Raw genomic sequence first — 22176 nt, forward strand, 5'->3', positions numbered from 1 at the left:
TGTCACCACGCGACAACTTCATCAGCCCAAGGCGGATTCGCCCCCGCGCGCGACACGGTAATCGCGGCCGCGCCAACCCCGAGCGCCAGCGCGGCGCGCATCTGCTCCTCGTTCAGTCCGGCAATGGCCGCCTTGGTCAGCAACCCCTGGGCGTGCAGGCTGGCCAGTATCCCGGCATTTACCGTATCTCCGGCTCCCACCGTATCCACCACGGGTACCTTGACCCCCGGAATATGCACCCTGGCGGCGGCCGAATAGGCGTCGGCGCCGGCAGCGCCGCGGGTGATGACCATCAGGCTTGGACCGCGCGCCAGCCAGCGGCCGGCAATCTCCTCGTCGCTGCCGCTTTCCCCGAACCAGGCTAAATCCTCGTCGGAGAGTTTGACGATATCCGCCAGGGCCATCATGCGTTGCAGGCGGGCAAGATAGGTCTCCCGGTCGGCGATGAAGTTGGCGCGGATATTCGGGTCGAGGAACATCACCCGTTGCGGCGCGTCACGCGCCATCAGGGCTTCATAGACGCTGCCGCAAGGCTCGGCGATCAGGCTAATGCCACCGAACAGCAGGGCGGTCGCCTCTTGCGTGGCCGGCAGATCGCTTTCCGTCAGCATGCGGCCCGCGGTATTCTCGTCATAGAAGGTATAGCGCGCCTGGCCCTCAACCAATTGCGCAAACGCCAGCGTGGTCGGGAGCGCGGAGCAGGCCGCATGCGTGCCATCGACATTGGCGCGCGACAGGGCGTCGCGCAGTATCCCGCCCATAAAATCGGATGACAGACCGGAGAACAACCCCGTCGGCACCCCGAGCCGCCCAAGGGCTATCGCGGTATTGAACGCCGCGCCGCCGGGGCAGGGAAGAAAGGCGGCTTCCCCGCCCGCGGTAACGCGGGGCAACATATCTATCAGCGCTTCGCCGCAACATAAAATCATCAGCGTTCTCCTTCACCCACCGTGACCACCGGCGGTGTTTCAAGCTGGTCGGCAACTTGCATCCAGCATGCGGCGAAATGACCGTAAGCGGTTTTGATCGCCACCCCGGTCGGCAGTTCCGGGCATTCATTCTCGCCGTTGCTGCCCCAGTTCACCCAGCCGGACTGGCGGCGCTGCACAATTTGAAAGGCGCCGGAGGGGCGTGAAGTCCACCAGACCATGGCGCGGCACGCGTCCTGGTGGTATTCCACCGTTTTGCTGGCCGGTCCCGGGAAAATCGTTTCATGCGCCATGGCGGAGACATCCACCGCCTGGTCCGTCAAGACCCAGGGGCGGTCATTCAGATCGGCGCTGACGTGCGCGCGGGCTCTTACCCGGGCCAGCCTGTCCCGCAGTTCGTCTTCGTCGAGCACGTTTTCCCAGGCGCAGAACAGGCGCCAGTAGAGATCCCAGTGGGCCGACGCCATATCCGCCAGCCGGGCGCGGAACTCTTCAAATTTCGGGCTGTGATTCGCTGAGTTGGCCACCGTATCGGCCACCATCGCCACCAGTTCCCCGGCGTAGGGATCGCCGGCGCGATAGCGCGTTCCACCGTAGGCGGCGAAGCGATCAAATACCAGCTGTCCCGGGCCGCCTTCAAACTCATCGCCGACAGTGATTTTATCGGTTACCGAGCGGCCGTTGATCTCGGTCTGGAAGCTATCGACCCGGTAGCGGCGCTGAAAGAAGGGTGTTTTATAAAAAAATTGCCAGTCGATGCTAAAGCGCTTGCCGCGTAATTCCGGCAGCAGACCGTCGGGGATCACCCCATGCATGCGGTAATGATGCAGTACCGGTCCGCATTCCACGGTTTCAATGGCCACCGTGGTATGTTCGGGGGGGTTGATCAGCCCGTTTTCCGGAGTGAAAAAGGGGCCATAAAACCCGCCGATGGCGTTATTCCCGGACGGCAGCAACTCAAAACCATCCCCGGCGGCGCGGAAATGGCGGATGCCCCACTTCGATGAACCCGCCCCCTGGGCGGTGCCGCGGCACAGTTCAAGATCGAAGGCGCCGGTATCGAGGCGCGCGAAACAGTCAATTTCTTTGCCGGGCAGCGGCTGAATACCGCCGAACCGCGCGGCTTCCACCGCCGTACAGGGCCGCTCGAGGGTGAAACGAAGCCGGCCGGTAAAGCTGACGGTAGCGATAAAGCGGGTGCGGCCATGGCCTGAACCGGCGGCGAGCCGCTGGCAGAGCACCGGCTCGCCACTGTCGGTGGCGGCCAGCCACAGGTCGCCGGCAACATCCCGTTCGATGGCGAATATCACGGGTTCATGCACCCGCTGCCCGGAAAGCGGATCCGTGACGGTAATGGTATCTGACATGCAGGGTCTCCATAACAAGAGGCATAGAGTCCGCTGCCGCGACAGCGGACTGAGTAAGGGAACATCCAGGCGGCGTTATGACGGCGGGGTTTTTTGCCGGCGCCAGAAGGTGAACAGCTCCGGGCGCTGTTTAAGCCCGTCGATGGCCACCGCCAGGATAATAACGATTCCTTTGATCAGTAGCTGGGTGAAGAAGGGGACGCTGAGGAGGATAAGCCCGGTGCTCAGCACGCCAAGAATAATGGAGCCGATCAGCGTGCCGATAATTCGTCCGCGTCCGCCCGACAGGCTAGTGCCCCCCAGCACCACCGCGGCGATGGCGTCCAGTTCATAACCGGTGCCCGCCGTGGGCTGGGCCGAGATAACCCGCGCCGCAAAGATAATACCCGCCAGGCCCGAGCAGATGCCGGCAATAACATACACGGAGGTGGTAATGCGATTGACTCGCACCCCGGCCAGGCGCGCCGCCTGGGCATTGCCGCCCACCGCGTACAGGTGGCGCCCGTAGCGGGTGCGCTCCAGGATAAACCACGCCAGCACATACACCACGGCCATGATGATCACCGGGATCGGGATGCCGGCCAGGTAGCCGTTGCCAAGTTCGCGAAAGCTCAGGCTGCTTGACACAATGGGCTGGCCTTCGGTGATGGTGTAGGCCAGTCCGCGTAAAAATGTCATGGTGCCCAGGGTAACAATAAACGGCGCCAGCGACAGGTAGGCCGTCAGCGTGCCGTTGATAAGCCCGCAGGCGGCTCCGGCGAGGGTGCCGGCGAGAATCGCCACCGGCGCCGGCCAGCCGGCCATGGCCGCCACCACGGACACTACGCCTGAGACGGCGACAATAGAGCCGACGGACAAATCAATCCCGCCGGTCAGGATCACAAAAGTCAGTCCCGCCGCCAGGATCGCGTTCACGGATATGGAGCGGGCGATATTCAGCAGATTGTCCACCCGATTGAAATTCGGGGCGAACAGCGACATCAGTAGCACCAGCGCCAGCAACACCATCAGAATTCCCACCCGATCCCACCAGCGGGCAAAATCAAACGGCGCCCGGGCGGCCGGCGTTGCGGAAACAGGATTCTCTTTGTTCATATTACCCACCTTCACTTTCTTCCGGCTGACCGGCAAACGTCCCCGTGGCGTGAAGCATCACGATCTCTTCCGTCGCCGTTGCCGAGGACATTTCATGGACGATGCGTCCGTTACGCATCACGAGAAGCCGATCGCTGATACCGATGGCTTCGGGTAAATCGGATGAAATCACCAGCACCGCTTTTCCGGCCCGGGCCAGCTGATCGATAAGCTCATAAATTTCCCGCTTGGCCCCGATGTCGACCCCGCGGGTGGGCTCGTCAAGGATCAGCAGCCGGGAATCGCGCAGCAGCCAGCGCGCCAGCGCCGCCTTTTGCTGGTTGCCGCCGGATAAGTCCTTTACCGGCAGGTCGAGTGCGTTGAGCCGCAGCCGCAGCCGGGCCATCTGTTGGGTAACGGCGGCGCGCACGGCGCCCTGCCTGATCACGCCGGCGGTGACGTAGCGGTCAAGCGAGCTGAGCGCGATATTGCGCTCAACGGAATGGTCCAGAAACAGCCCCTGCGCCTTGCGATCCTCGGATACCATGCCGATCCCATCGGCAATCGCGGCGGTTGGATCGGCGGGGGCGCTTTCCCGTCCCGCCAGACGCACCGTACCCGCCGTGCGCGGGTCGGCGCCGAACAGCAGGCGGCCGATTTCGGTCCGCCCCGAGCCGATAAGCCCGGCCATGCACACCACCTCACCGGCCCGTACCTGAAAAGTCACCGGACCGACCTTATCCCCCGCCAGGCCGGTCACACCCAGTAGTACCTCCCCGGGCACGCGGGCGTCATGTTGATAAAGATCAATGATTTGCCGCCCCACCATCATGCGCACCACCTCGGCGGGAGAGATATCGCGCATGTCCCGGGTGCCCACCCAGCCGCCGTCGCGAAACACCGTGACGCGATGCGCCAACTGCCAGACTTCCTCCATACGATGCGAGATGTAAATCATGCCCACGCCCGCGCGGCTCATTTGGTTAATGATACCGTAGAGCGCCTGCGCTTCAGTGCGGGACAGGGCGGCCGTCGGCTCGTCAAGCACCAGGACGCGCGCATCCTCGCTGACGGCGCGGGCAATCTCCACCATCTGCTGCCGGCCGATGCTCAGCGCACCGAGCGGCTGGCGGGGATCAATATCCGCCTGGATGCGCTCCAGTTTTTGCCGTGCCTCCCGGTACATCCGTTCCCGATCCAGCCACCCCAGGCGGGTCAGTGGCTCCTGGCCCAGCGCCAGGTTTTCGGCCACCGTCATATCCGGCACCGTGTTAAGCTCCTGGTGGATGATGGCGATGCCGTTGCTGCGCGCATCGCGCGGCGATCGGATAGCGATAGCATTACCGTCGATCAGGATGCGACCGCTATCGCGCGCCACATTGCCGGCCAGGATCTTCATCAGCGTCGACTTGCCCGCGCCGTTCTCGCCCATCAGGGCGTGGACTTCCCCGGCCCGCAATTCGAAGCGGACATCATTTAGCGCCAGCGTGGCGCCATAGCGTTTCGAGATCCCCTCAAGCTGTAAAAGGGGGTGTGCCGTTCTGTCAGCCATCGTCCTCACCCTGCGGAATAGGCCGCGTCGCCCATCCCGCCCGTGTTGATGTTTCGCCGCTTACCAGCCCGGGTAGCCGGCCACGTTGTCGCGCGTGACCAGCACGCTGGGAATAAGAACGGTGCGCGCGGCAACCGGTTTGCCAGCCGCGATATCCTGGGCAATCTTAATGGCCTGGTGCACCATTTCCCCCGGATTCTGCGTGGCGGTGCCGATAAAGGGCGAGCCTGATCGCTTGAGCTCGTCCACTGCCTCCGGGCTGCCGTCGACGCCTGTGACCTTAATACCTCCCGCCTTGCCCGCCTGTTCCACCGCCAGCACGGCGCCCAGGGCTGAGGGGTCGTTCATGCCGAAAATACCGGTGACGTCGGGGTGGGCGGTCAGCATATCGGTGGTCACCGCCAGTCCGGAGGCCCGGTCGTTGCGGGAAGACTGTTGCCCGACAATCTTGATGCCGGGGTATTTTTGGGCGACGTTTTTACAGCCCTTAATGCGATCTATAATGGTCTGGATAGGCGTACCGTCCACCAGTAGTACTTCCCCCTTGCCGCCCATTTGGGTAAATAAGTAGTCACAGGACTTTTCCCCGGCCTGCACGGCGTTGGTCATAACGGCGGCGTCCGCCCCTTTGGCCGGGGTATCCACTGCAATCACAATGATGCCGGCGGCTTTGGCCCGTTCGATAGCCGGCTCGATACCGGATTCATCCACAGCGGAAATCACGATCAGATCCACCCCCTGCTGAATAAAAGCGTCGATCTGGGTATTCTGGTTGGACAGATCCAGCTGGGCGTCCTGGACGTTCAGCGTCGCGCCGATCTCGCCGGCCATTTTTTTGCCGCCTTTGGTCATGGCGGAAAAAAATGGATTCGACATGTCCTGGACCATTAACCCGATGCGGGCGATCTTTTTCGGCGCGGCCTGCGCCTGGACCGCGGGCGCCAGGCTGAGCGTGGCGGCGACCACGGCGGCGACGGCCACGGACAGACATGTTTTATGGATTATTTTCATTCGATTCCCCTTCACTTCACGTATTGTTGGATAGCACAGGTGTAGGTACAGCGCGCCGGGACATCCTGCAAAGGCGTTGCCCGGTTACGACTCTTCTTTCTTTTTGGACGCGGCGGGAAAACCGCAGCCGCAGGACTGGCGGACGATAAGCTCCGCCGGTACCTGCTGTTGATACTCGCGCCGGAATACGGGCAAGGGCGTCGCGTTTTGCGGCCCGGTTTGCTCACCGATCAGCGCCACCAGCATTTCGGCCGCGCGCCGGCCGATCTCTTCGCTGTGTTCGTTCAGGGTGGTAAGTGGTGGGTTAAGCAGCGGCGCCCAGTCGAATTCGTCATAGCCGACCAGCGCCATGTCGGCGGGAATGGCGATCCGGCGGTCCTGCAGGAGTTTTAACGCCCCCAGCAGCAAGGGGTTGTTGCCGGCAATCAGCACGTCCGGCAGCCGCGCGGTTTGTTCCAGGTACTGTCCGAGCATGGCATATGCCGAGTGCGTGTCGTTATCGGTTTCCAGCACCACCAGCCGGGCGTCATGGCGGCGGGCCGCTTCGCGTATGCCGCGTTCGCGCTCAAAGCGCGTGGTCCATTTTTCCGGATAGATCAGGAACAGCCATTCGCGATAGCCGTGCCAGGCCAGATGGTCTCCCACCAGCAGGCTGGCGTTATAGTTATCGGTGGTGACGCTGGGATGGCTGTTTTCACCCAGGGGGGCCGAGTCAACAAAAACAATGGGGATCCCCCATGTTTCCAGCAGCCTGATGTTGTCGGGGCTCAGCGTCAGCGTGGCAATCACGCCGGCCATGCGTGACTCGATAAGCCGCTTGATCATCCGGTCTTCAAGGCAGGGATCGTACACGCCGTCCACCGCGACATCGCCCACCACCACCGTCCAGTTCGAGGGCCGCAGCGTTTGCTGGATGCCGGACATCAGGTTGAGGTAATAAGAGTTTGACGCGTGGGCGGTGATCACCGCCACCGAATCCCGGCTGGACCGGCGCAATTCCTGCGCCGCCCGATTGGGAACATAACCCAGTTCCCGCGCCGTCCGCAGGATCATGTTGCGGCTCTCCTCCGACACGCCTTCACCGCCGTTAAGCGCCTTGGATACCGTAAACATGGATAAACCCGTGGCTTGGCTGATGTCCCGCATAGTGACTTTTCGCATGGGCATTTTCTGGTCTCAATGGCGGTTTTAATACCGACCTAAACGTTTATGTTGTTAAGCTAAACGTTTAGTTAGCCGTTTTCAGTGAGCAAAATCTCGTTTTCGGCGCTTTTATACCCAGGGTAACGCGATGTGGCGGCCACGACTGCCTGAGGATACTGTGGTCCAGGCGCGTATCCGCGCCGCGAGCGGTGAGCTACCCACCGCAACGCTAAGGAAATGGTGTTATTTGAAAAAGTTAAAAATGAAATTAACCAAAAGCGGCGCTATTTAAGTGCAGGTGCGCACATATTAAGTGCAGGCGGTCGTGGAGGTGATTTTTATAATAAAATTCTTTTATAGTAAAAAGAAATCAGTAATAAAAAGATTTTATTCATCGTGACATTGGTTGCATGGAAAATTTAATTTATTAATTTAAATCAATGATAATTCATAGGGTTAAGTAAACGTTTTTGTTTAATTTTATAAAATAAAAAAGCTGGCATAGTGATTGCAATATTTAACCGTGCTCGAAGCGCATGGTAAATTAAATTATATGCTGTTTTTTATTACTCATTAAATATAAAGGTTGAGGCATTATGAATTTTTCGGGTAAGAAACACACAGGCGCTTTACTAGTATTAATGTGTTCGCTGTTGAGCGCCTCTGTCTGGGCGCAAGATAATAATATCCTGAGATTCGGCACGGCATTAGGCTACGCGCCCTTTGAGTATCGCGGCAGCGACGGTCAGATGACCGGTTTCGAAATAGAGCTGGGCAATGCCATCTGCGCCAAATTGCAAAAAAAGTGCCAGTGGGTGGAAACGGAAATATCTACCATGATCCCGGCCTTAAAATCGCGAAAATTTGACGCAATTCTCGCTTCTATCGGCGTTACCGAAGCGCGTAAAAAGCAGCTTTTATTCACCAATAAAGTCCATGTCGGGCATTCGCGTCTTATTGCCAGGGACGATGCCGGATTCAGTGCGGATACCGCGAGTCTGGCCGGTAAAAGCGTCGGTGTCGAGCAGGGCACCAACGTAGAATCTTTTGCTAAAAAAGTGTGGGCGCCGGCGGGAGTAAAAGTGATCTCTTATAGCAATCAGGATCTGGCCTATAGCGACCTTCGTTCCGGCCGGCTGGATGCCGTGCTTACCGGTGAAGTGCAGGGGGAACTGGGCTTCTTGTCCACGGATAAGGGAAAAGGCTATCGCTTTGCCGGCAACGCCATCGAGGATCCGCTGCTGGGCACCGGTGAATCGGCTATCGCCGTCGACAAAAATAACCAACAGCTGGCCGACAATATTAACCAGGCGTTAAAGGAACTGCATGCCGACGGCACCTATCAGAAAATAGCCCGCAAATACTTTCCGCCCAGCATCGATATTTACGGCCAATAACATTACCGGCGAAACGAGGTATTTATGATCCCACAGGGCTATAGCGATATGTTGCTCGCCGGTATCGGCATGACCGTCCGTCTATCCCTGGCTTCACTGGCGGTGGCAATGCTGCTCGGACTGGCGGGCGCGGTAGCCAAGTTATCCGGTAGCCTGGTCTTGCGCGGTATTGCCACTCTCTACACCACGGTCATTCGTAGTATCCCTGATTTGGCCATTATGCTGCTGGTATTTTACAGCCTGCAAATGGGGCTTAATAACGCCACCGACGCCTTTGGCTGGCAACAGATCGATATTAATCCCTTTGGCGCCGGCGTGATTACCCTGGGTTTTATCTATGGCGCCTATTTCACCGAGACCTTTCGCGGTTCCATTATGGCGGTGCCTGCCGGCCAAATGGAGGCGGCCAAGGCATTCGGCATGGGTGGCTGGCAGAGTTTTCGTTTGATTATGTTTCCCCAGATGATGCGTTTTGCCCTGCCCGGGTTAAGCAATAACTGGCTTATTCTGGTCAAGGCCACCGCATTGGTATCGATAATCGGCCTGTCGGATATTACCAAAGCGGCCCAGGAGGTCGGTAAAGGATCCGGGCAACTCTTTTTCTATCTGGTGATTGCCGCGTTGTTCTATTTACTGGTCACCAGCATATCCGGCGTGGTGATTGCGCTCTTGAGTAAACGTTATGAGCTTGGCGTGAGGGAGGCGGGATTATGATTGAAATTCTGCAAACTTATTGGAAAGCCTATATCTGGCATGATGGCTACCAATATTCCGGTTTGGTAATAACCCTCTGGTTATTGGTTGCCTCGCTGCTGATGGGGTTTTCATTTTCGCTACCATTATCTATTATGCGTGCCTCAAAAATAAAATATTTCTCAGTGCCGGTATGGTGTTTTACCTATGTTTTTCGCGGCACGCCGCTGTATATTCAGCTGTTGATTATTTACACCGGCGTCTACAGTTTGCAATGGGTGCACGATCAGCCGCTGTTAAATGATTTTTTCCGCAATGGTTTTTATTGCGCCATACTGGCGCTGGGCTTAAATACCACGGCATTTACCACAGAAGTATTTGCCGGAGCCATCCGCTCTATTTCCCCAGGTGAGATTGAAGCGGCGCGGGCATTTGGCATGAGCCGGCATATGCTGTACCGAACCATTATTCTACCCTCCGCGCTGCGGCGCGCTTTACCTTACTACAGTAATGAAGTCATCCTGATGTTACACGCGACGGCCATAGCCTTTACGGCCACGGTGCCTGATGTGCTGAAAGTGGCGGGGGATGTCAATGCTGAGACGTATATTTCCTTTCAGGCTTATGGCATTGCGGCACTGATTTATTTAATGGCTTCATGCGCCCTGATTACATTATTCCGCCTGGGTGAGCGTCGCTGGCTGGCATTTATGCGCCCGATGAATACATAAAACATTTTTATTTTGACAGGACAAGGCATTGGAAAAGCTCTTTGTTGATAATTTTAGTAAAAGTTATGGCGATAATCTGGTATTGCGTGGCGTATCACTGCGCGCCAAGGCCGGTGATGTCGTCAGTCTGATCGGCGCCAGCGGTTCGGGCAAAAGTACGCTACTGCGTTGTATTAATTTTTTAGAGCGGCCGGATGACGGTGCGATATTTTTTGACGGTAAATTGATAAAAACAATTAAAGACCGTCAAGGCCGGATGCAAGTCGCCGACGGCAAAATACTGCAAAAGATCCGTACTCGCCTGAGCATGGTGTTCCAGCATTTTAATTTATGGAACCATCTTACCGCGCTGGAAAATATTATGCTCGCCCCCGTCAATGTTCTGGGTATGCAAAAAAAGGATGCCTATGAACGGGCTAAACTTTATCTGGATAAAGTGGGCTTACCGATGCAAATGGCCAACAAATATCCTTCGCATTTATCCGGCGGCCAACAGCAGCGCGTGGCCATTGCCCGGGCGCTGGCCATGGAACCCGACATTATGCTGTTTGACGAGCCAACCTCCGCCCTGGACCCGGAATTGGTGGGTGAGGTGCTCAAGGTCATGCAACTGTTGGCGGAGGAAGGCCGCACCATGATCGTCGTCACCCATGAGATGGGCTTTGCCCGGCATGTCTCAAACCAGGTGTTGTTCCTGCACCAGGGAAAAATTGAAGAGCAGGGACGGCCACAGGAAGTGCTGACCCATCCCCAAAGCGAACGGCTGCAATGTTTTCTCAGCGGTAATTTGAAATAACGCGTCACCCACGGGGCGTGTAAACATCTGTTTGGCGTAGGGCTGGCGACACCCCTGCGTCGGTATATCCCGAAAGAGGCTGTTATGAACCAGGAAAAATTGACACAACTGATCGAAAAATTTGGCAATCATATTGAAGACGGCAAAATTTATAATCCGGATTTCGCCGCCGCGGGAAAAGTGCTGGAGGCCAGTCGCGCTCCCGGCCACAGCCGGTGGCCGTTGGCCGACCCGGCGACCTTCCTCAACCTGGCCTATGACGCAGGCGCTTACCAGCAACAGTTCGCCGGCCTGGATGTCGCTATCATCGGCGTTCCCATGGATCTGGGCGCCGGCGACCGTCCCGGCTGCCGTTTTGGTCCGCAGGCGGTGCGCTCGGTCAGCCGCGTAGGGCCTTACGATCGCATTCTGAATATTGCCCCGGCCGGCGTACTCAAGGTGATGGACGTTGGGGATGTGGCCTTCACCAATCCGCGCAGCCTGGAACAATGTCACCAGGATATTGAAAACTATTATCTGCGCGTGATGGATGCGGGAGTGGTTCCGCTTACCGTCGGCGGCGATCATTCCATTACCTATTCCATTCTGCGAGCGGTAGGTAAAAAGCAGCCGGTAGCCTGTGTGCATTTTGATGCCCACTGCGATACGTCCGGTGCTTACGGCACGAAATACCACCACGGCGGACCGTTCCGCCAGGCGGTGCTGGACGGCGTGCTGGACCCGGAGCGATGCGTGCAAATCGGTATCCGCGGCGGCGGCACCTACCACGGCGAGTTTTCCCTCGAGTCCGGCATGACCGTAATTTATGGTGAAGATATCCTGGAAAAAGGCACCGCCTATGCCATCGAGAAAATCAAAGGAGTGATAGGCGATCGTCCGGTGTATATCTCCTTTGATATTGATTCGGTTGACCCCGGTTACGCCCCGGGCACAGGGACGCCCGAAGTTGGCGGCCTGACGCCGCGCGAGGTACAACAAATCCTGCGTTCGATGGCCGGCATGAATATCGTCGGCGCAGACGTCGTGGAAGTGGCGCCTCAGTACGATGCCACCTCGAACACCGCACAAATCACAGCTCAGGTGCTGTTCACCGAGCTTTGTCTTATCGCGCTGGCCAAACGCTGAGAATAATGAGGCTGGTTCCCGCACGCTAAGGCGCGGTTACCGGCTGTTATAGGGATGATTTTTTCATACGGGCACTTTATGCTTCCAGTTACCGCGCGGGCACGTCGTGCAGGAAAGCGCTTTTTACTCCTTGATAATATGCTGCTGGAACTGGGCTTTTCGGCGGTTTTTCCCCTGTTATCGGTGCATTTTGTCGAACAATTGGGCTGGCCGGCGGTTATAGTCGGGGTGTCGCTGGGTATTTGGCAGTTTATCCAGTCGGGCACCAGTATTCTCGGCGGCGCCATTGCCGACTATTTTGGCGCTAAACCGATGCTGGTGATCGGCATGTTGCTGCGCGCCGCCGGCATGGGCCTGATGGGTTTTGCCGATCGTGGCTGGATTTTGATGATGGCCTGTACGCTTGCGGCCATTGGCGGCATGCTGTTCTCTCCTTGCCGATCGGCGCTGGTGATAAAACTGGTACGCCCCAACGAGCGCGGGCGCTTTTACTCGATCCTGATGGTTGAAGACAGCGCTTTCCGGGTGCTGGGCGCGCTGTTGGGCAGCTGGTTATTAATGGCCTATGACTTCCAAAGCGTTTGTTTCGCGGGTATGGCCATGTTTATCCTGGCTGCCGGCTGGAATGCCTGGAAGCTACCTGATTACAAGCTTTCCAGCGTCCGTGCGCCCATTCTGTCGGGCATGGCGCGGGCATTTAACGACAAGCCGTTTCGCCGTTATGTCATGATCCTGACCGGTTATTACACGCTCAACGTGCAGGTGATGCTGATGTTGCCCATCGCAGTACAGGCGGTGGCCGGTTCGCCGGCGGCGGTGGGCTGGATGTACTCCATTGACGCGGTGATGGCCCTCCTGCTGCTTTATCCATTGGCGCGCTGGAGCGAACGCCGTTTCCGTCTGGAGCAACGGCTGATCTTCGGCCTGGCATTAATGGCCGCCAGCCTGGTATTGGTCGGGTATGTGGACCGGCTTATGGTGTTGTTCAGCCTGGTCATCTTGTTTTATCTTGGCTCGCTTATCGCCGAACCGGCGCGCGAAACGCTGGGCGCGGAGCTGTCTGATTATCGCGCCAGAGGCAGCTACATGGGCTTTAGCCGCATGGGCGCGGCGGTCGGCGGGGCCCTTGGCTATAGCGGCGGCGGCTGGCTGTATGATTTCGGCACGCGTACCGCCACGCCTGCGTTGCCCTGGCTGATACTGGGCGCTATCGGTCTGGTCACTCTGGTTGCGCTTTATATGCAGTTCAGGAACCATCCGACGCAAATTGCCAGGTTGCGCAGCCTGTAGCCGCGGGCGCCGGGGCGGACAGCAGCTGGATAAAGCGCGCCAGGCGCGGCGTGTGCAGGGCATGATGCCGGTACAGCAGCCAGGTGTGATTGGTGATCGGCTTATTATCTTCGTCGAATATGGGGCAGGGGTGCAACGCGGCATCGAAGGGAAGGTAGTTGGATAAAATGGCATAACCCAGTCCGTGTTTGACCATTTCCAGGCAGACTTCCAGTTTGTCCACCGTCATGGCCACCCGCGGCGGGGCAGAGAAACTGGCGTTCCACCAGCGATCGAGCAGGGTACTGATATAGGGACCGTGGCTGATGCGGATCTGCGGCAGATGAGGCAGATCCGCCAGGTCGACCGGGCGATGGTAAACGATAAAAAAATAATTTTCATCCACCATGTGTTTGCCCTCTTTCCAGTTGAGATCGTCTTTAACCAGCGCCAGATGCACGTCATTGCGCTGAAGCTGGTGGAAAATTTCCAGACTCAGGCCGGTGGTGACATTCACCGCCACCTGGGGATGCTGGGCGATGAAGTCTTGCAGCAGCTTTGGCAGCCGGTAGGCGGCATAATTGCTGGAAGCGCCAATGCGTATTTCTCCGCGCAGCCGGTCACCGCATTGCTGCAAATTTTCTTTCATATCCCGGTAGTCCTGCAATACCTTAACCGCATAGTGCGCGATTTGTTCTCCTTGCAGAGTAAACGTGAGGCTTTTGTGGCTCATGTCGAAAAGCTGCACATCCAGCTTTTTCTCAATCTGCTTGAGACGGTAACTGAGCGCCGGCTGGGACGTATTAAGTAATTGGGCGGCGCGGGTAACGTTTTTTAATTCATAAACGGTACGAATAATCAGCCAGTCTTTATCATCCATCACGGTACTCCTTAGCCCGGAACGGGTAACCGTTCCGGGCATGTTGCCATTCGGCCCGTTTTCCCGGCGCCTATGCCTTTCAGGACCCTTATGGGTCTCAACGCACTGGCCTGACCTGGCCAATGGCGGACAGCACCACGCACATCACCAGCCGCAGACCGATATCCTGGGTTAGCGAAATACCGGCTCCGGCGCACGCGACCACTGTTATAGCCCAGACTGAACAGCCGGGGGATAAGAATAGCATAAAAATCCAAGGTCTCTTCCCCCTTGCCCAAGGTAGAAACGCCAACGGTAATCAGGAACATGACGAAGGTAATCCGCCACGCCCCGCGCCGTTTAAAACGGTGCGCCACCCGGCTGATGCCGGCAGCAATTCACCAAAAGAATGCGGCTTATCAATGTGCTGGCAGGCGCCGGGACCGGGCATTTATTCGCCACTGCGTTTGATGCGGAAAATCATCGCCTGTACCTGGGTAATACGCAGGAAGCTCGGTTAGCCAACAGCTCAGCGTTCTGCGTCGCGGGGATTTTGGGTTGAACCCCGAACCCTGGACATCATTTTCAACAACTTGACGGGTAATCAACAGACGGCGCTGGGCGTACGTATAGGGTCTTCCCCCGTATTGCAAGACGGCAGTCATAATGATAGTGACAGGTTTGCTTTCGTAAACCTTTTACTTTTTCTTCTGATTGAAGTTTATTCATCATGGCGGAAATGGATGCTGTCGTGAAGAAGGGGGAAGACCATCTCATCGCTTACGATGAAAAGTCCTGCTATACCGGAGAACAGATTGCGGTTTCATGACAATTTAATTAATTTTTTATTTTATAAATACTGTTTTAAAAAATAGTAACCCTAGGTTACTATTTAGGATTATTCCAAATGTAGAAATTATTTTTTGCTGTTTTAATGGCTGCCATGGCATAAAGACCTTGCCATGATCGCTAACCATAAATAATAGAAATCCAGTTACGGATTATATTATCGATGGACGTTTCTGAAACGAATAACATAGGAATTACATCATGAATATGAAACATTTTTTTTTGAGTTTTATCCTAGTTACGGGTTGTGTCAGCACCGCAATGGCGCATGATGCCAGCTCGGCCAGAGCCGCTGCGGACTCTGCCCGTAATTCGGCTCGCAGTGCAGCGGACTCCGCCCGCAGCAATGCCGCAGAACGCGCCTCAAAGGCTGAGTCCTCATTCGGCAGTCAGCGTTCGCAGGCCCAGGCCGCAGCGGACTCCGCCCGCAGCAATGCATCAGAACGCGCCTCAAAGGCTGAGTCCTCATTGAGCAACCAGCGTTCGCAGGCCCAGGTCGCAGCGGACTCCGCCCGCAGCAATGCATCAGAACGCGCCTCAAAGGCTGAGTCCTCATTCGGCAGTCAGCGTTCGCAGGCCCAGGCCGTAGCGGACTCCGCCCGCAGCAATGCATCAGAGCGCGCCTCAAAGGCTGAATCCTCATTGAGCAACCAGCGTTCGCAGGTCCAGGCCGCAGCGGACTCCGCCCGCAGCAATGCATCAGAACGGGCCTCACAGACTGAGTCCTCATTGATCACCCAGCGTTCGCAAGTCCAGGCCGCAGCGGATTCCGCCCGCAACATGGTGGCGCGATCTGAGTTGCAGGACGGGGCAGAAAAGTAGGCGCGGGATAGTGCATTCGCAAACAATCACTGTCAATTGAATGATGATAGTTAAACGCTGAGATAAAATCCTGTTTGAATAAGTTCGGTGGCGTACAGCATAATCGATCTCTCGGTATGTTCAGGGCCTGAGTAAGTATTATTTTTTTAGTATTCACGCCAGTACATATCGGGATTTTTAAAATATCAGACTGCTATATTTTCTTCCTTTATAACATGGTCATTACTGAATAATTTTTTTTGTGACAATATTTGAAATGTTTTTATATTTAATTTTAATCGTTAATTTTTTATTGCACACCAAAATGCCTGCATTCCGATTTATTCAACAGTGTCTCGCTGATAATGACAGGCCCGTGGTACACAGCGACAGAAGCGCTCATTACCGTTGGCCGGGTTGCTAACCGTCCTGGTTGGTGAACTGACGTAAGGTCCGCAATCATGATGGGCTTACCGGCAGGAACCTGTTCTGGCCCGTCGTTGGCCAAACCAATAGGCGCAATGGCTTGCGGATGCGGAATGGGCTGTTCCGCAATGGCTATAACGGCGCGGCGCTTGCATGTTGCTCAAAGTCCAGTTTATCGGTAAGGCAAATGGACAGAATGGACGCATCTTGTTCTCCCTGCGTCACAAAGGCGTGCGGCATCGAACTATCAATGTAGGCGCTGTCGCCGGGCAATAAGCAAAGCGGGGCATACCAGGCGGTATGCAAAATGGTTGTCCCGCTGATCGCGTAGATAAATTCTTCGCCTTCATGGCAGGACCATTGGTCCTGCGGCGGCGCTTCGCGTGCGGTAATCTGCATGACTATTGGGATCATGCCCTTATGGGTCAGTTCCTCGGCGTGCACATTGTAGATGTAATGCGCGTTGGTAAATACCAATCCTTCTCCCGCGCGGGTGACGGTCCGGCGGCCCGCCACCGGCGGACGGGCATTTGCTGCGGACGACGCGTTCTGCCTGAACAAATCGCTGAAGGACAAATCGAAGGCGTTGGCAATTTTGGTGATGGTGTCGAAGGAGGCCGATACCTGGCCATTTTCTATCTTTGACAGCGTCGAGATGGACACTCCGCAGTTTTTCGCCACCTGTTCCAGCGTCCAGCGCCGTTCCACCCGCATGGCCTTAATCCGTTTGCCGAAATCCTGCTCGGTGGTCAACGCGGTCCTTATACCTGCCGTTTTACTGTAGCTATTATTCTCCATCGCCCGCTCCGGAATACTGAGTACCTACTTAGCGCTGAAGTGTACGTTATTTTCTCATGGATCGCTTATTTTTTACTATAAGAAAAACATTTTGGTGTAAATGAAAAATAGGCGGCATGATGTGAAAACCAGCGCAACCCGCGGGTCCGGGAAAACCGGCGGCGGTTGATTCATTAAGCTACGGGAGAAGGACGTGAGCGAAACCATTATTGCTACCGTTTCCATGCAGGCGTTTTATGACAAGCCGCGTAATGTCGGCAATATCCTCGCGCTACTGGCGCAGGCCGTCGCCGCCGGCGCCAGGCTGGTGGTGTTTCCCGAGCAAATTTTGCAAGGCTACCTGACCGATACCCTGAGTCTGGATTTCGATAACGTGGCCTGGCAATTCGCCAACGCCGAAGTGATCGAAAGCGGGGAGGGCATCGGCCAGATCCGCGAGGCGGTGATCCGGCATCAGGTCTATGCGGTAGTGGGCATGACCGAGCGCCATCCCCGTTACCCGGAAGTCCTGTTCAACACCGTGGTGCTGCTGGGACCGGGCGGGGAGGTGGGCCGCTATCGCAAAGTGCACCAGCCGGGGGACGAGAAGCATGTTTATTATCCCGGCGAGGGTTTCCCGGTATTCGATACGGCGCTCGGCCGCATCGGCATGCTGATTTGTTATGACAAGGTGTTTCCTGAAAGTACCCGCGAACTGGCCCTCAACGGGGCGGATATCATGATCATGCCCACCGCCTGGGGGCTGGCGGGCGACAGCCGGGACCCGGAGCAGGATTCCATGGTCGACAGCTATACCCTGTTCGGCCGGGTGCGCGCGATGGAAAATCAATGCTGGATGGTGGAATCCAATTTGCACGGTCCCCATGGCAACCTGCTGTATCACGGCCACAGCCGCATCATCGATCCGCGTGGCCATATTATTGCCGATACCGGCAATGCGGCGGGCATCGCCCTGGCGAGCGTCAACATCCGGCAGGATATCACCCGCGCGCGCAGCGTAGGGTATATGGGGTACTTTTTCCTCAAAGATTATGTGCCGGTGCGGGCATCCGATCCGCCGTTAACCGTCCGCCATTACCATGCCAGACAGGTGGGGGAATAACGCCATGCCGCATACCCTGGAAGCAGTTAACATCTCCAAAAGCTATGTCTCGGCCGCGGGGCCGGTGGCGGTGCTCAATGCCCTGGATTTTCATGCCGATGAAAATGAGTTTATCTCCTTTGTCGGCCCCAGCGGCTGCGGTAAATCCACGCTGTTTAATATTATCACCGGCCTGCTGGCGCCGGACGACGGCCACATCATTATCAAAAACCGCGAGACCACCGGCAGCCCCTCGCCGGATCTGGGCTATGTCCTGCAAAAAGACCTGCTGTTCCCCTGGCGAACCGTGCTGGAGAACATCATCCTGGGCCTGGAGGTGCGGGGAATAAATAAAAAAATCGCCCGTGAACGCGCCGCCGACTTATTGCGTACTTACCACATGGAAGGGTACGAGGATAAATATCCCGCCCAGCTGTCCGGCGGCATGAAACAACGGGTGGCGTTAATGCGCACCATGGTTACCGAGCCCGAAATCATCCTGATGGATGAAGCGTATAAGGCGCTGGATTATCCGCTGAAAGTCTCGCTGGAGTCGGAACTGCTGACGGTGGTGAAACAGCAGAAAAAGACGGTGATATTTATCACCCACGATATCGAGGAGGCGGTCACGCTCTCGGATCGGGTCTATGTCATGAAAGCCAGGCCGGGCGAAATCGTACACGAGATAAGGGTCGATTTGGAAACCGACAGCATGATCATTCCCGAGCGCCGGCTTTCGCCGCGCTTCAATGAGTATTACGAAATGATTTGGCGCAGCATCGGCGCCGCCCCGGTCAATATATGAATGTTTTTCGCGAGGCGCAATCATGAGCAGTATTCCGCAACCTACCCGGGTGAACACGTCCCGCAAGAGCGAACGGCTGGAGTCCTTTTTCCGTACCCCGGCCGTCAGGCGCTATACGTTGCTGCTGTTGCAGATACTGATAGTGGCCGGCCTGCTGGCCGGCTGGGAAATCGGCGTACGCAACGGCAGCATCAGCAAGTTCCTGTTCGCCAGTCCCAGCATGGTGTGGGAGGTGCTGGTGCAGCGCTTCCAGTCCGGCGAACTGCTGGCCGACATTCAAATCACCACCTACGAGACGCTGATAGGCTTTGTCGTCGGCGCGATAGGCGGGTCTATCCTGGGATTGTTGCTGTGGTACTCCAAATTTATTTCCGATCTGGCCGCGCCCTTTATCGCCGCCATCGGCGCCATTCCGGTATTGGCCATCGCGCCCATCACTATCATTTGGTTTGGCACGGAAATGCTGTCCAAAGTGGTTATCGTCGCCTTCTCCTGCGTGGTGGTTTCGCTGACCACCTCCTATAAGGGCGCCCTGCGCACCGACCCCGACCTGATAAACCTGCTGCGGTCCTTCGATGCCTCGCGCACGGTGATTTTCGTCAAGCTGGTAGTGCCGTCCGCCATGCTGTGGGTCGTGTCCGGCCTGCGCCTGAACGTCGGTTTCGCCCTGGTGGGCGCCATCGTCGGGGAATACATCTCCTCCGACGCCGGCGTCGGCCATATGATCCTGCTGGGCAGTTCCAATTTCGGTATGAATATCGTCCTGGCGGGTATTGTGCTGGTGATGGTTATGATGCTGATTTTCAACGGGTTAGTTGCTTTACTCGAACGTATGATTCTCTCATGGGAAAGGGCCTGAAAAATGAATACAAGCAAGCGTATACGTAGTTTTACCCTGGCTGCGGTACTGTGCGGCGCGGTGTGGGGGTCGGCGTCGGCGGCGCAAACGCCGGTGCGCATCAACCAGGCTTTTCAATCATTGCTCTACCTGCCGCTGTATGTCGCGCAGGAACAGGGCTTTTTTAAACAGCAGGGCCTTGAGGTCAAGATCAGCACCGGCGGAGGCGGCTCCCAATCCTGGGCGGCGGTGATCGGCGGTTCGGCGGATTTTTCCATCCAGGACCCGGTGTTTGTGCCGAAATCCCATGAAAATGGCGGCGGCGGAGTCGTGGTGGCCGGCGTGCAAAACGCGCCGACGGTGTTTATCTTCGGCAAGGACGCCACGCCGCTGCAAAATAACCTGAGCTTTTTGTCCAATAAGCGGGTGGTGACCAGTCCGCAGCCCGACACCACCTGGGCATTTATGAGCTATCTGATCAAGCAGCAAAAATTAAGCAATGTGAAGCTGGTGCATGTGGCTATAGGCAATGAAATCCCGGCGGTGGTGGCCGATCGTGCCGACTACGCGCTGGCGGTGGAGCCGCAGACCTCGATGGCGGAAAAGCAGAACGGCCTGCATGTGGTGTATTCATTTTCCGCCAACCAGGACTGGTTTCCCTTTGCGTTCTCCAGCCTGACCACGACCCAGGACTACATCGACAAGAACCCCGCGCAGGCGCAGGGCGTGGTGACCGCCTTTGAAATGGCGTCGCGCTTTATTTACAGCAATACCGACCGGGCGGTGGAGATTGCCGCCAAATACTTCCCCAATGTGCCCAAGGATCTGGTGCGCACCGCGGTGCTGCGCGAAATCGACGCCAAGGGCTATCCGGAGAATGTGCTGGTCTCGCAAAAAGCGTGGGACAACAATATGAACATTGCCCTGTATGCCAAAAACATCAAGGCCTATCCCTCGGCCGCCACGTCCTACGACAGCAATGTGAATACCGAACTGGCCGGCAAAGCCAAGCAGGCGGTAGATGCCATGGGTAAACAGTAGGAGCGGGGCCATGAATGATGAAATCGCCGCGCGTTTGGCGCTGATTAACCTTTATACCCCGGCGGATGCCGCGCTATTACTCCCATTGCTTGGCGACTGCGCGCAGCGGGCCGCCGGCGTGGCCGCCTACGGCGCGCGCCATTTCCCGCCGGCCCTGTTGCCGGCCACCGCTTGGGTCTCGCCGCTGCATCCGCCGACGGCGATGGCCGTGGAGGAGGGCTGATGGACGACCTGTTAGCGTTTTCCATGGGCGAAGCCGGACGCCGGGTGCGAGCCCGGCAGTTCAGCTTCCCGGAGCTGCTGGAGGCCTGCCTGGCACGCGAAGCCGCCACCCGCGATCTGAATGCGTTTAACGCGCTTTATCGCGATCAGGCACGCAACGTGGCGCAGGCCAGCCAGACGCTGCTGGAGCAGGGCTACGATCTCGGTCCCCTCCAGGGGATGCCGATCGCCATTAAAGCCAATATCGCCCTGGCGGGGCAGGAGATGCACGCCGGCAGCCGGATACTGGCCGGATCGCTGGCGCAGCGCGATGCCGGGGTCGTGCGGCGGTTAAAACGGGCCGGCGCGATTATCATCGGCAGCACCAATATGCATGAATTCGCCTGGGGCGGCACGACGGATAATCCCCATTACGGCCCCAGCGGCAACGCCTGGGATGGCAACCGCATACCAGCCGGCTCAAGCGGTGGATCGGGCGTGGCGGCGGCGGTGCGCAGCGCGCTGGGCGCGCTGGGCACCGATACCGGCGGGTCCATCCGGCTGCCCGCCGCCATGAATGGCGTTACCGGGTTGCGCCCGGGCGTGGGACGGATCGCCACCGACGGCATTTTCCCGCTGGCCGCCAGTCTCGACACCGTCGGGCCGCTGGCCGGCTATGCCGAAGACTGCGCGCTGATGTTCAGTGCGCTGACCGGCGATACCGTACCCGCCGCCTTACCCGATCTGCACGGCCTGCGCATTGGCCTGCTGGGGGAGTATAGCGAGAAAGTACAGCCGGACGTGGCGCGCGCCTATCATGATTTGACGGACTGGTTCCGCGCCGCCGGGGGCCGCTGCGAAACCCTGTCGTTCAGCGGACTGGAGCAGGCGGTTAATGCCCTGGTGTTAATCAATCTGGCCGAGCCGGCCGCGCTGCATGCACCGTGGCTGGCGGACCGGGCCGGGGAGTACGGGGAAGATGTCCGCCTGCTGTTGCAGGCCGGCCTGGGCATCAGCGCGGTGGAGTATTTGCAGGCGCAGCGCTATCGCACCGCATTACGACAGCAAATGGTGGAAAAATTCAACCAAGTGGACGTGATACTGGCACCCACGCTGCCGTTTACCGCGCCGTTGAAAGGCCAGACGCAGGTACGCATCGGCGATGATGAGGAGAGCGTGCTCACCGGCAATATGCGCTTTAACGCGCTTGCCAGCCTGGCCGCGCTGCCCGCCCTGAACCTTCCCGCCGGTTTTGACAGTGCGGGCTTACCCATCGGCATGCAGCTGATTGGCCCGGATGGCGGCGAACAGCGACTGATGGGCATCGCCGCCTGTTTCCAGCGGGAAAGCGACTACCACCGGCGCACGCCGGTTATGGTCAACCGTTGAA

Annotated in this window: 22 protein-coding genes and 1 pseudogene; 13 read left to right on the plus strand and 10 right to left on the minus strand. The window is 57.4% G+C overall.

From position 1 onward, the window contains the following. Positions 1–2: 2 nt before the first annotated feature. The 6 genes from ACL2XF_RS04620 to ACL2XF_RS04645 all read right to left on the minus strand — a co-directional run bounded on the left by ACL2XF_RS04620 (position 3) and on the right by ACL2XF_RS04645 (position 7094). On the minus strand, positions 3–929 hold the full coding sequence (locus tag ACL2XF_RS04620) for a carbohydrate kinase family protein (protein WP_410014572.1): 927 nt from the start codon (positions 927–929) through the stop codon (positions 3–5). Beyond that, entirely contained in the window at positions 929–2296 is a 1368-nt protein-coding gene (locus tag ACL2XF_RS04625) for a hypothetical protein (RefSeq protein ID WP_413723129.1), read from the minus strand. Before ACL2XF_RS04625 ends, ACL2XF_RS04620 begins: the two co-directional genes overlap by 1 nt. A 75-nt stretch (positions 2297–2371) precedes the next feature. Beyond that, positions 2372–3391 (minus strand): ABC transporter permease subunit, encoded by a 1020-nt coding sequence (locus tag ACL2XF_RS04630; protein WP_410014574.1) that lies wholly within the window; start codon positions 3389–3391, stop codon positions 2372–2374. A gap of 1 nt (position 3392) precedes the next feature. Further along, positions 3393–4922: a sugar ABC transporter ATP-binding protein gene (locus ACL2XF_RS04635; RefSeq protein WP_413728120.1), complete on the minus strand. Its 1530-nt coding sequence runs from the start codon at positions 4920–4922 to the stop codon at positions 3393–3395. Positions 4923–4982: 60 nt separating this feature from the next. Beyond that, positions 4983–5933, minus strand: a complete 951-nt coding sequence (locus tag ACL2XF_RS04640) for an ABC transporter substrate-binding protein (RefSeq protein WP_410014576.1) — start codon at positions 5931–5933, stop codon at positions 4983–4985. A gap of 84 nt (positions 5934–6017) precedes the next feature. Next, the gene (locus ACL2XF_RS04645; RefSeq protein WP_413728121.1) at positions 6018–7094 is read right to left on the minus strand and encodes a LacI family DNA-binding transcriptional regulator; all 1077 of its coding nucleotides are present in this window, start codon (positions 7092–7094) and stop codon (positions 6018–6020) included. 635 nt (positions 7095–7729) lie between these two features. Here ACL2XF_RS04645 and ACL2XF_RS04650 point away from each other — a divergent pair. The 6 genes from ACL2XF_RS04650 (at position 7730) to mdtH (ending at position 13108) form a co-directional block, all read left to right on the plus strand. Continuing rightward, positions 7730–8473, plus strand: coding sequence for a transporter substrate-binding domain-containing protein (locus tag ACL2XF_RS04650; protein ID WP_413728122.1), 744 nt, complete (start codon positions 7730–7732; stop codon positions 8471–8473). A gap of 27 nt (positions 8474–8500) precedes the next feature. Continuing rightward, positions 8501–9187: an ABC transporter permease gene (locus ACL2XF_RS04655; protein WP_413728767.1), complete on the plus strand. Its 687-nt coding sequence runs from the start codon at positions 8501–8503 to the stop codon at positions 9185–9187. Further along, a complete protein-coding gene (locus tag ACL2XF_RS04660) occupies positions 9184–9897 on the plus strand; it encodes an ABC transporter permease (protein ID WP_413728123.1) in 714 nt (237 codons plus the stop codon). Before ACL2XF_RS04655 ends, ACL2XF_RS04660 begins: the two co-directional genes overlap by 4 nt. A gap of 28 nt (positions 9898–9925) precedes the next feature. After that, entirely contained in the window at positions 9926–10693 is a 768-nt protein-coding gene (locus ACL2XF_RS04665) for an ABC transporter ATP-binding protein (protein ID WP_410014580.1), read from the plus strand. 84 nt (positions 10694–10777) lie between these two features. Then, on the plus strand, positions 10778–11818 hold the full coding sequence (gene speB / locus ACL2XF_RS04670; RefSeq protein ID WP_410014581.1) for an agmatinase: 1041 nt from the start codon (positions 10778–10780) through the stop codon (positions 11816–11818). 78 nt (positions 11819–11896) lie between these two features. After that, positions 11897–13108, plus strand: a complete 1212-nt coding sequence (gene mdtH, locus ACL2XF_RS04675; RefSeq protein ID WP_410014582.1) for a multidrug efflux MFS transporter MdtH — start codon at positions 11897–11899, stop codon at positions 13106–13108. On the opposite strand, the gene ACL2XF_RS04680 is transcribed toward mdtH, so the two are convergent. From ACL2XF_RS04680 to ACL2XF_RS04690, 3 genes and pseudogenes are all read right to left on the minus strand, one after another. Continuing rightward, complete coding sequence (locus ACL2XF_RS04680) at positions 13065–13967, minus strand: LysR family transcriptional regulator (protein ID WP_413723126.1); 903 nt, start codon at positions 13965–13967, stop codon at positions 13065–13067. The genes mdtH and ACL2XF_RS04680 overlap by 44 nt on opposite strands. A 97-nt stretch (positions 13968–14064) precedes the next feature. Then, complete coding sequence (locus tag ACL2XF_RS04685) at positions 14065–14214, minus strand: hypothetical protein (RefSeq protein ID WP_413723553.1); 150 nt, start codon at positions 14212–14214, stop codon at positions 14065–14067. A gap of 16 nt (positions 14215–14230) precedes the next feature. Then, a pseudogene (locus tag ACL2XF_RS04690) lies at positions 14231–14323 on the minus strand (hypothetical protein); the annotation flags it as partial. A 673-nt stretch (positions 14324–14996) separates the two neighbouring features. On the opposite strand from ACL2XF_RS04690, the gene ACL2XF_RS04695 reads away from it, so the two are divergent. Further along, complete coding sequence (locus tag ACL2XF_RS04695) at positions 14997–15617, plus strand: hypothetical protein (RefSeq protein ID WP_413728124.1); 621 nt, start codon at positions 14997–14999, stop codon at positions 15615–15617. A 537-nt stretch (positions 15618–16154) separates the two neighbouring features. Here the strand turns inward: ACL2XF_RS04695 and ACL2XF_RS04700 are convergent. After that, positions 16155–16820: a helix-turn-helix domain-containing protein gene (locus ACL2XF_RS04700; RefSeq protein ID WP_410014585.1), complete on the minus strand. Its 666-nt coding sequence runs from the start codon at positions 16818–16820 to the stop codon at positions 16155–16157. A gap of 193 nt (positions 16821–17013) precedes the next feature. Here ACL2XF_RS04700 and ACL2XF_RS04705 point away from each other — a divergent pair, with 193 nt between their 5' ends. Genes ACL2XF_RS04705 through ACL2XF_RS04730 form a run of 6 tightly spaced genes read left to right on the plus strand, consistent with a single transcriptional unit; the run spans position 17014 to position 22175 of the window. Then, positions 17014–17922, plus strand: coding sequence for a carbon-nitrogen hydrolase family protein (locus tag ACL2XF_RS04705; protein WP_413728125.1), 909 nt, complete (start codon positions 17014–17016; stop codon positions 17920–17922). Positions 17923–17926: 4 nt separating this feature from the next. Continuing rightward, a complete protein-coding gene (locus tag ACL2XF_RS04710; RefSeq protein ID WP_410014587.1) occupies positions 17927–18706 on the plus strand; it encodes an ABC transporter ATP-binding protein in 780 nt (259 codons plus the stop codon). A 22-nt stretch (positions 18707–18728) separates the two neighbouring features. Further along, entirely contained in the window at positions 18729–19565 is an 837-nt protein-coding gene (locus tag ACL2XF_RS04715) for an ABC transporter permease (RefSeq protein WP_413723123.1), read from the plus strand. Between the two features lie 3 nt (positions 19566–19568). Further along, on the plus strand, positions 19569–20585 hold the full coding sequence (locus ACL2XF_RS04720; protein WP_410014589.1) for an ABC transporter substrate-binding protein: 1017 nt from the start codon (positions 19569–19571) through the stop codon (positions 20583–20585). Positions 20586–20595: 10 nt separating this feature from the next. Next, the gene (locus ACL2XF_RS04725) at positions 20596–20808 is read left to right on the plus strand and encodes a hypothetical protein (protein ID WP_410014590.1); all 213 of its coding nucleotides are present in this window, start codon (positions 20596–20598) and stop codon (positions 20806–20808) included. Next, complete coding sequence (locus ACL2XF_RS04730; protein WP_413723122.1) at positions 20808–22175, plus strand: amidase; 1368 nt, start codon at positions 20808–20810, stop codon at positions 22173–22175. The genes ACL2XF_RS04725 and ACL2XF_RS04730 overlap by 1 nt, the downstream gene beginning before the upstream one ends. The last annotated feature ends 1 nt before the right edge of the window (position 22176 follow it).

It is taken from the genome of Sodalis sp. RH19 (assembly GCF_047324215.1).
In the GTDB taxonomy this organism is placed as follows: domain Bacteria; phylum Pseudomonadota; class Gammaproteobacteria; order Enterobacterales; family Enterobacteriaceae; genus Acerihabitans.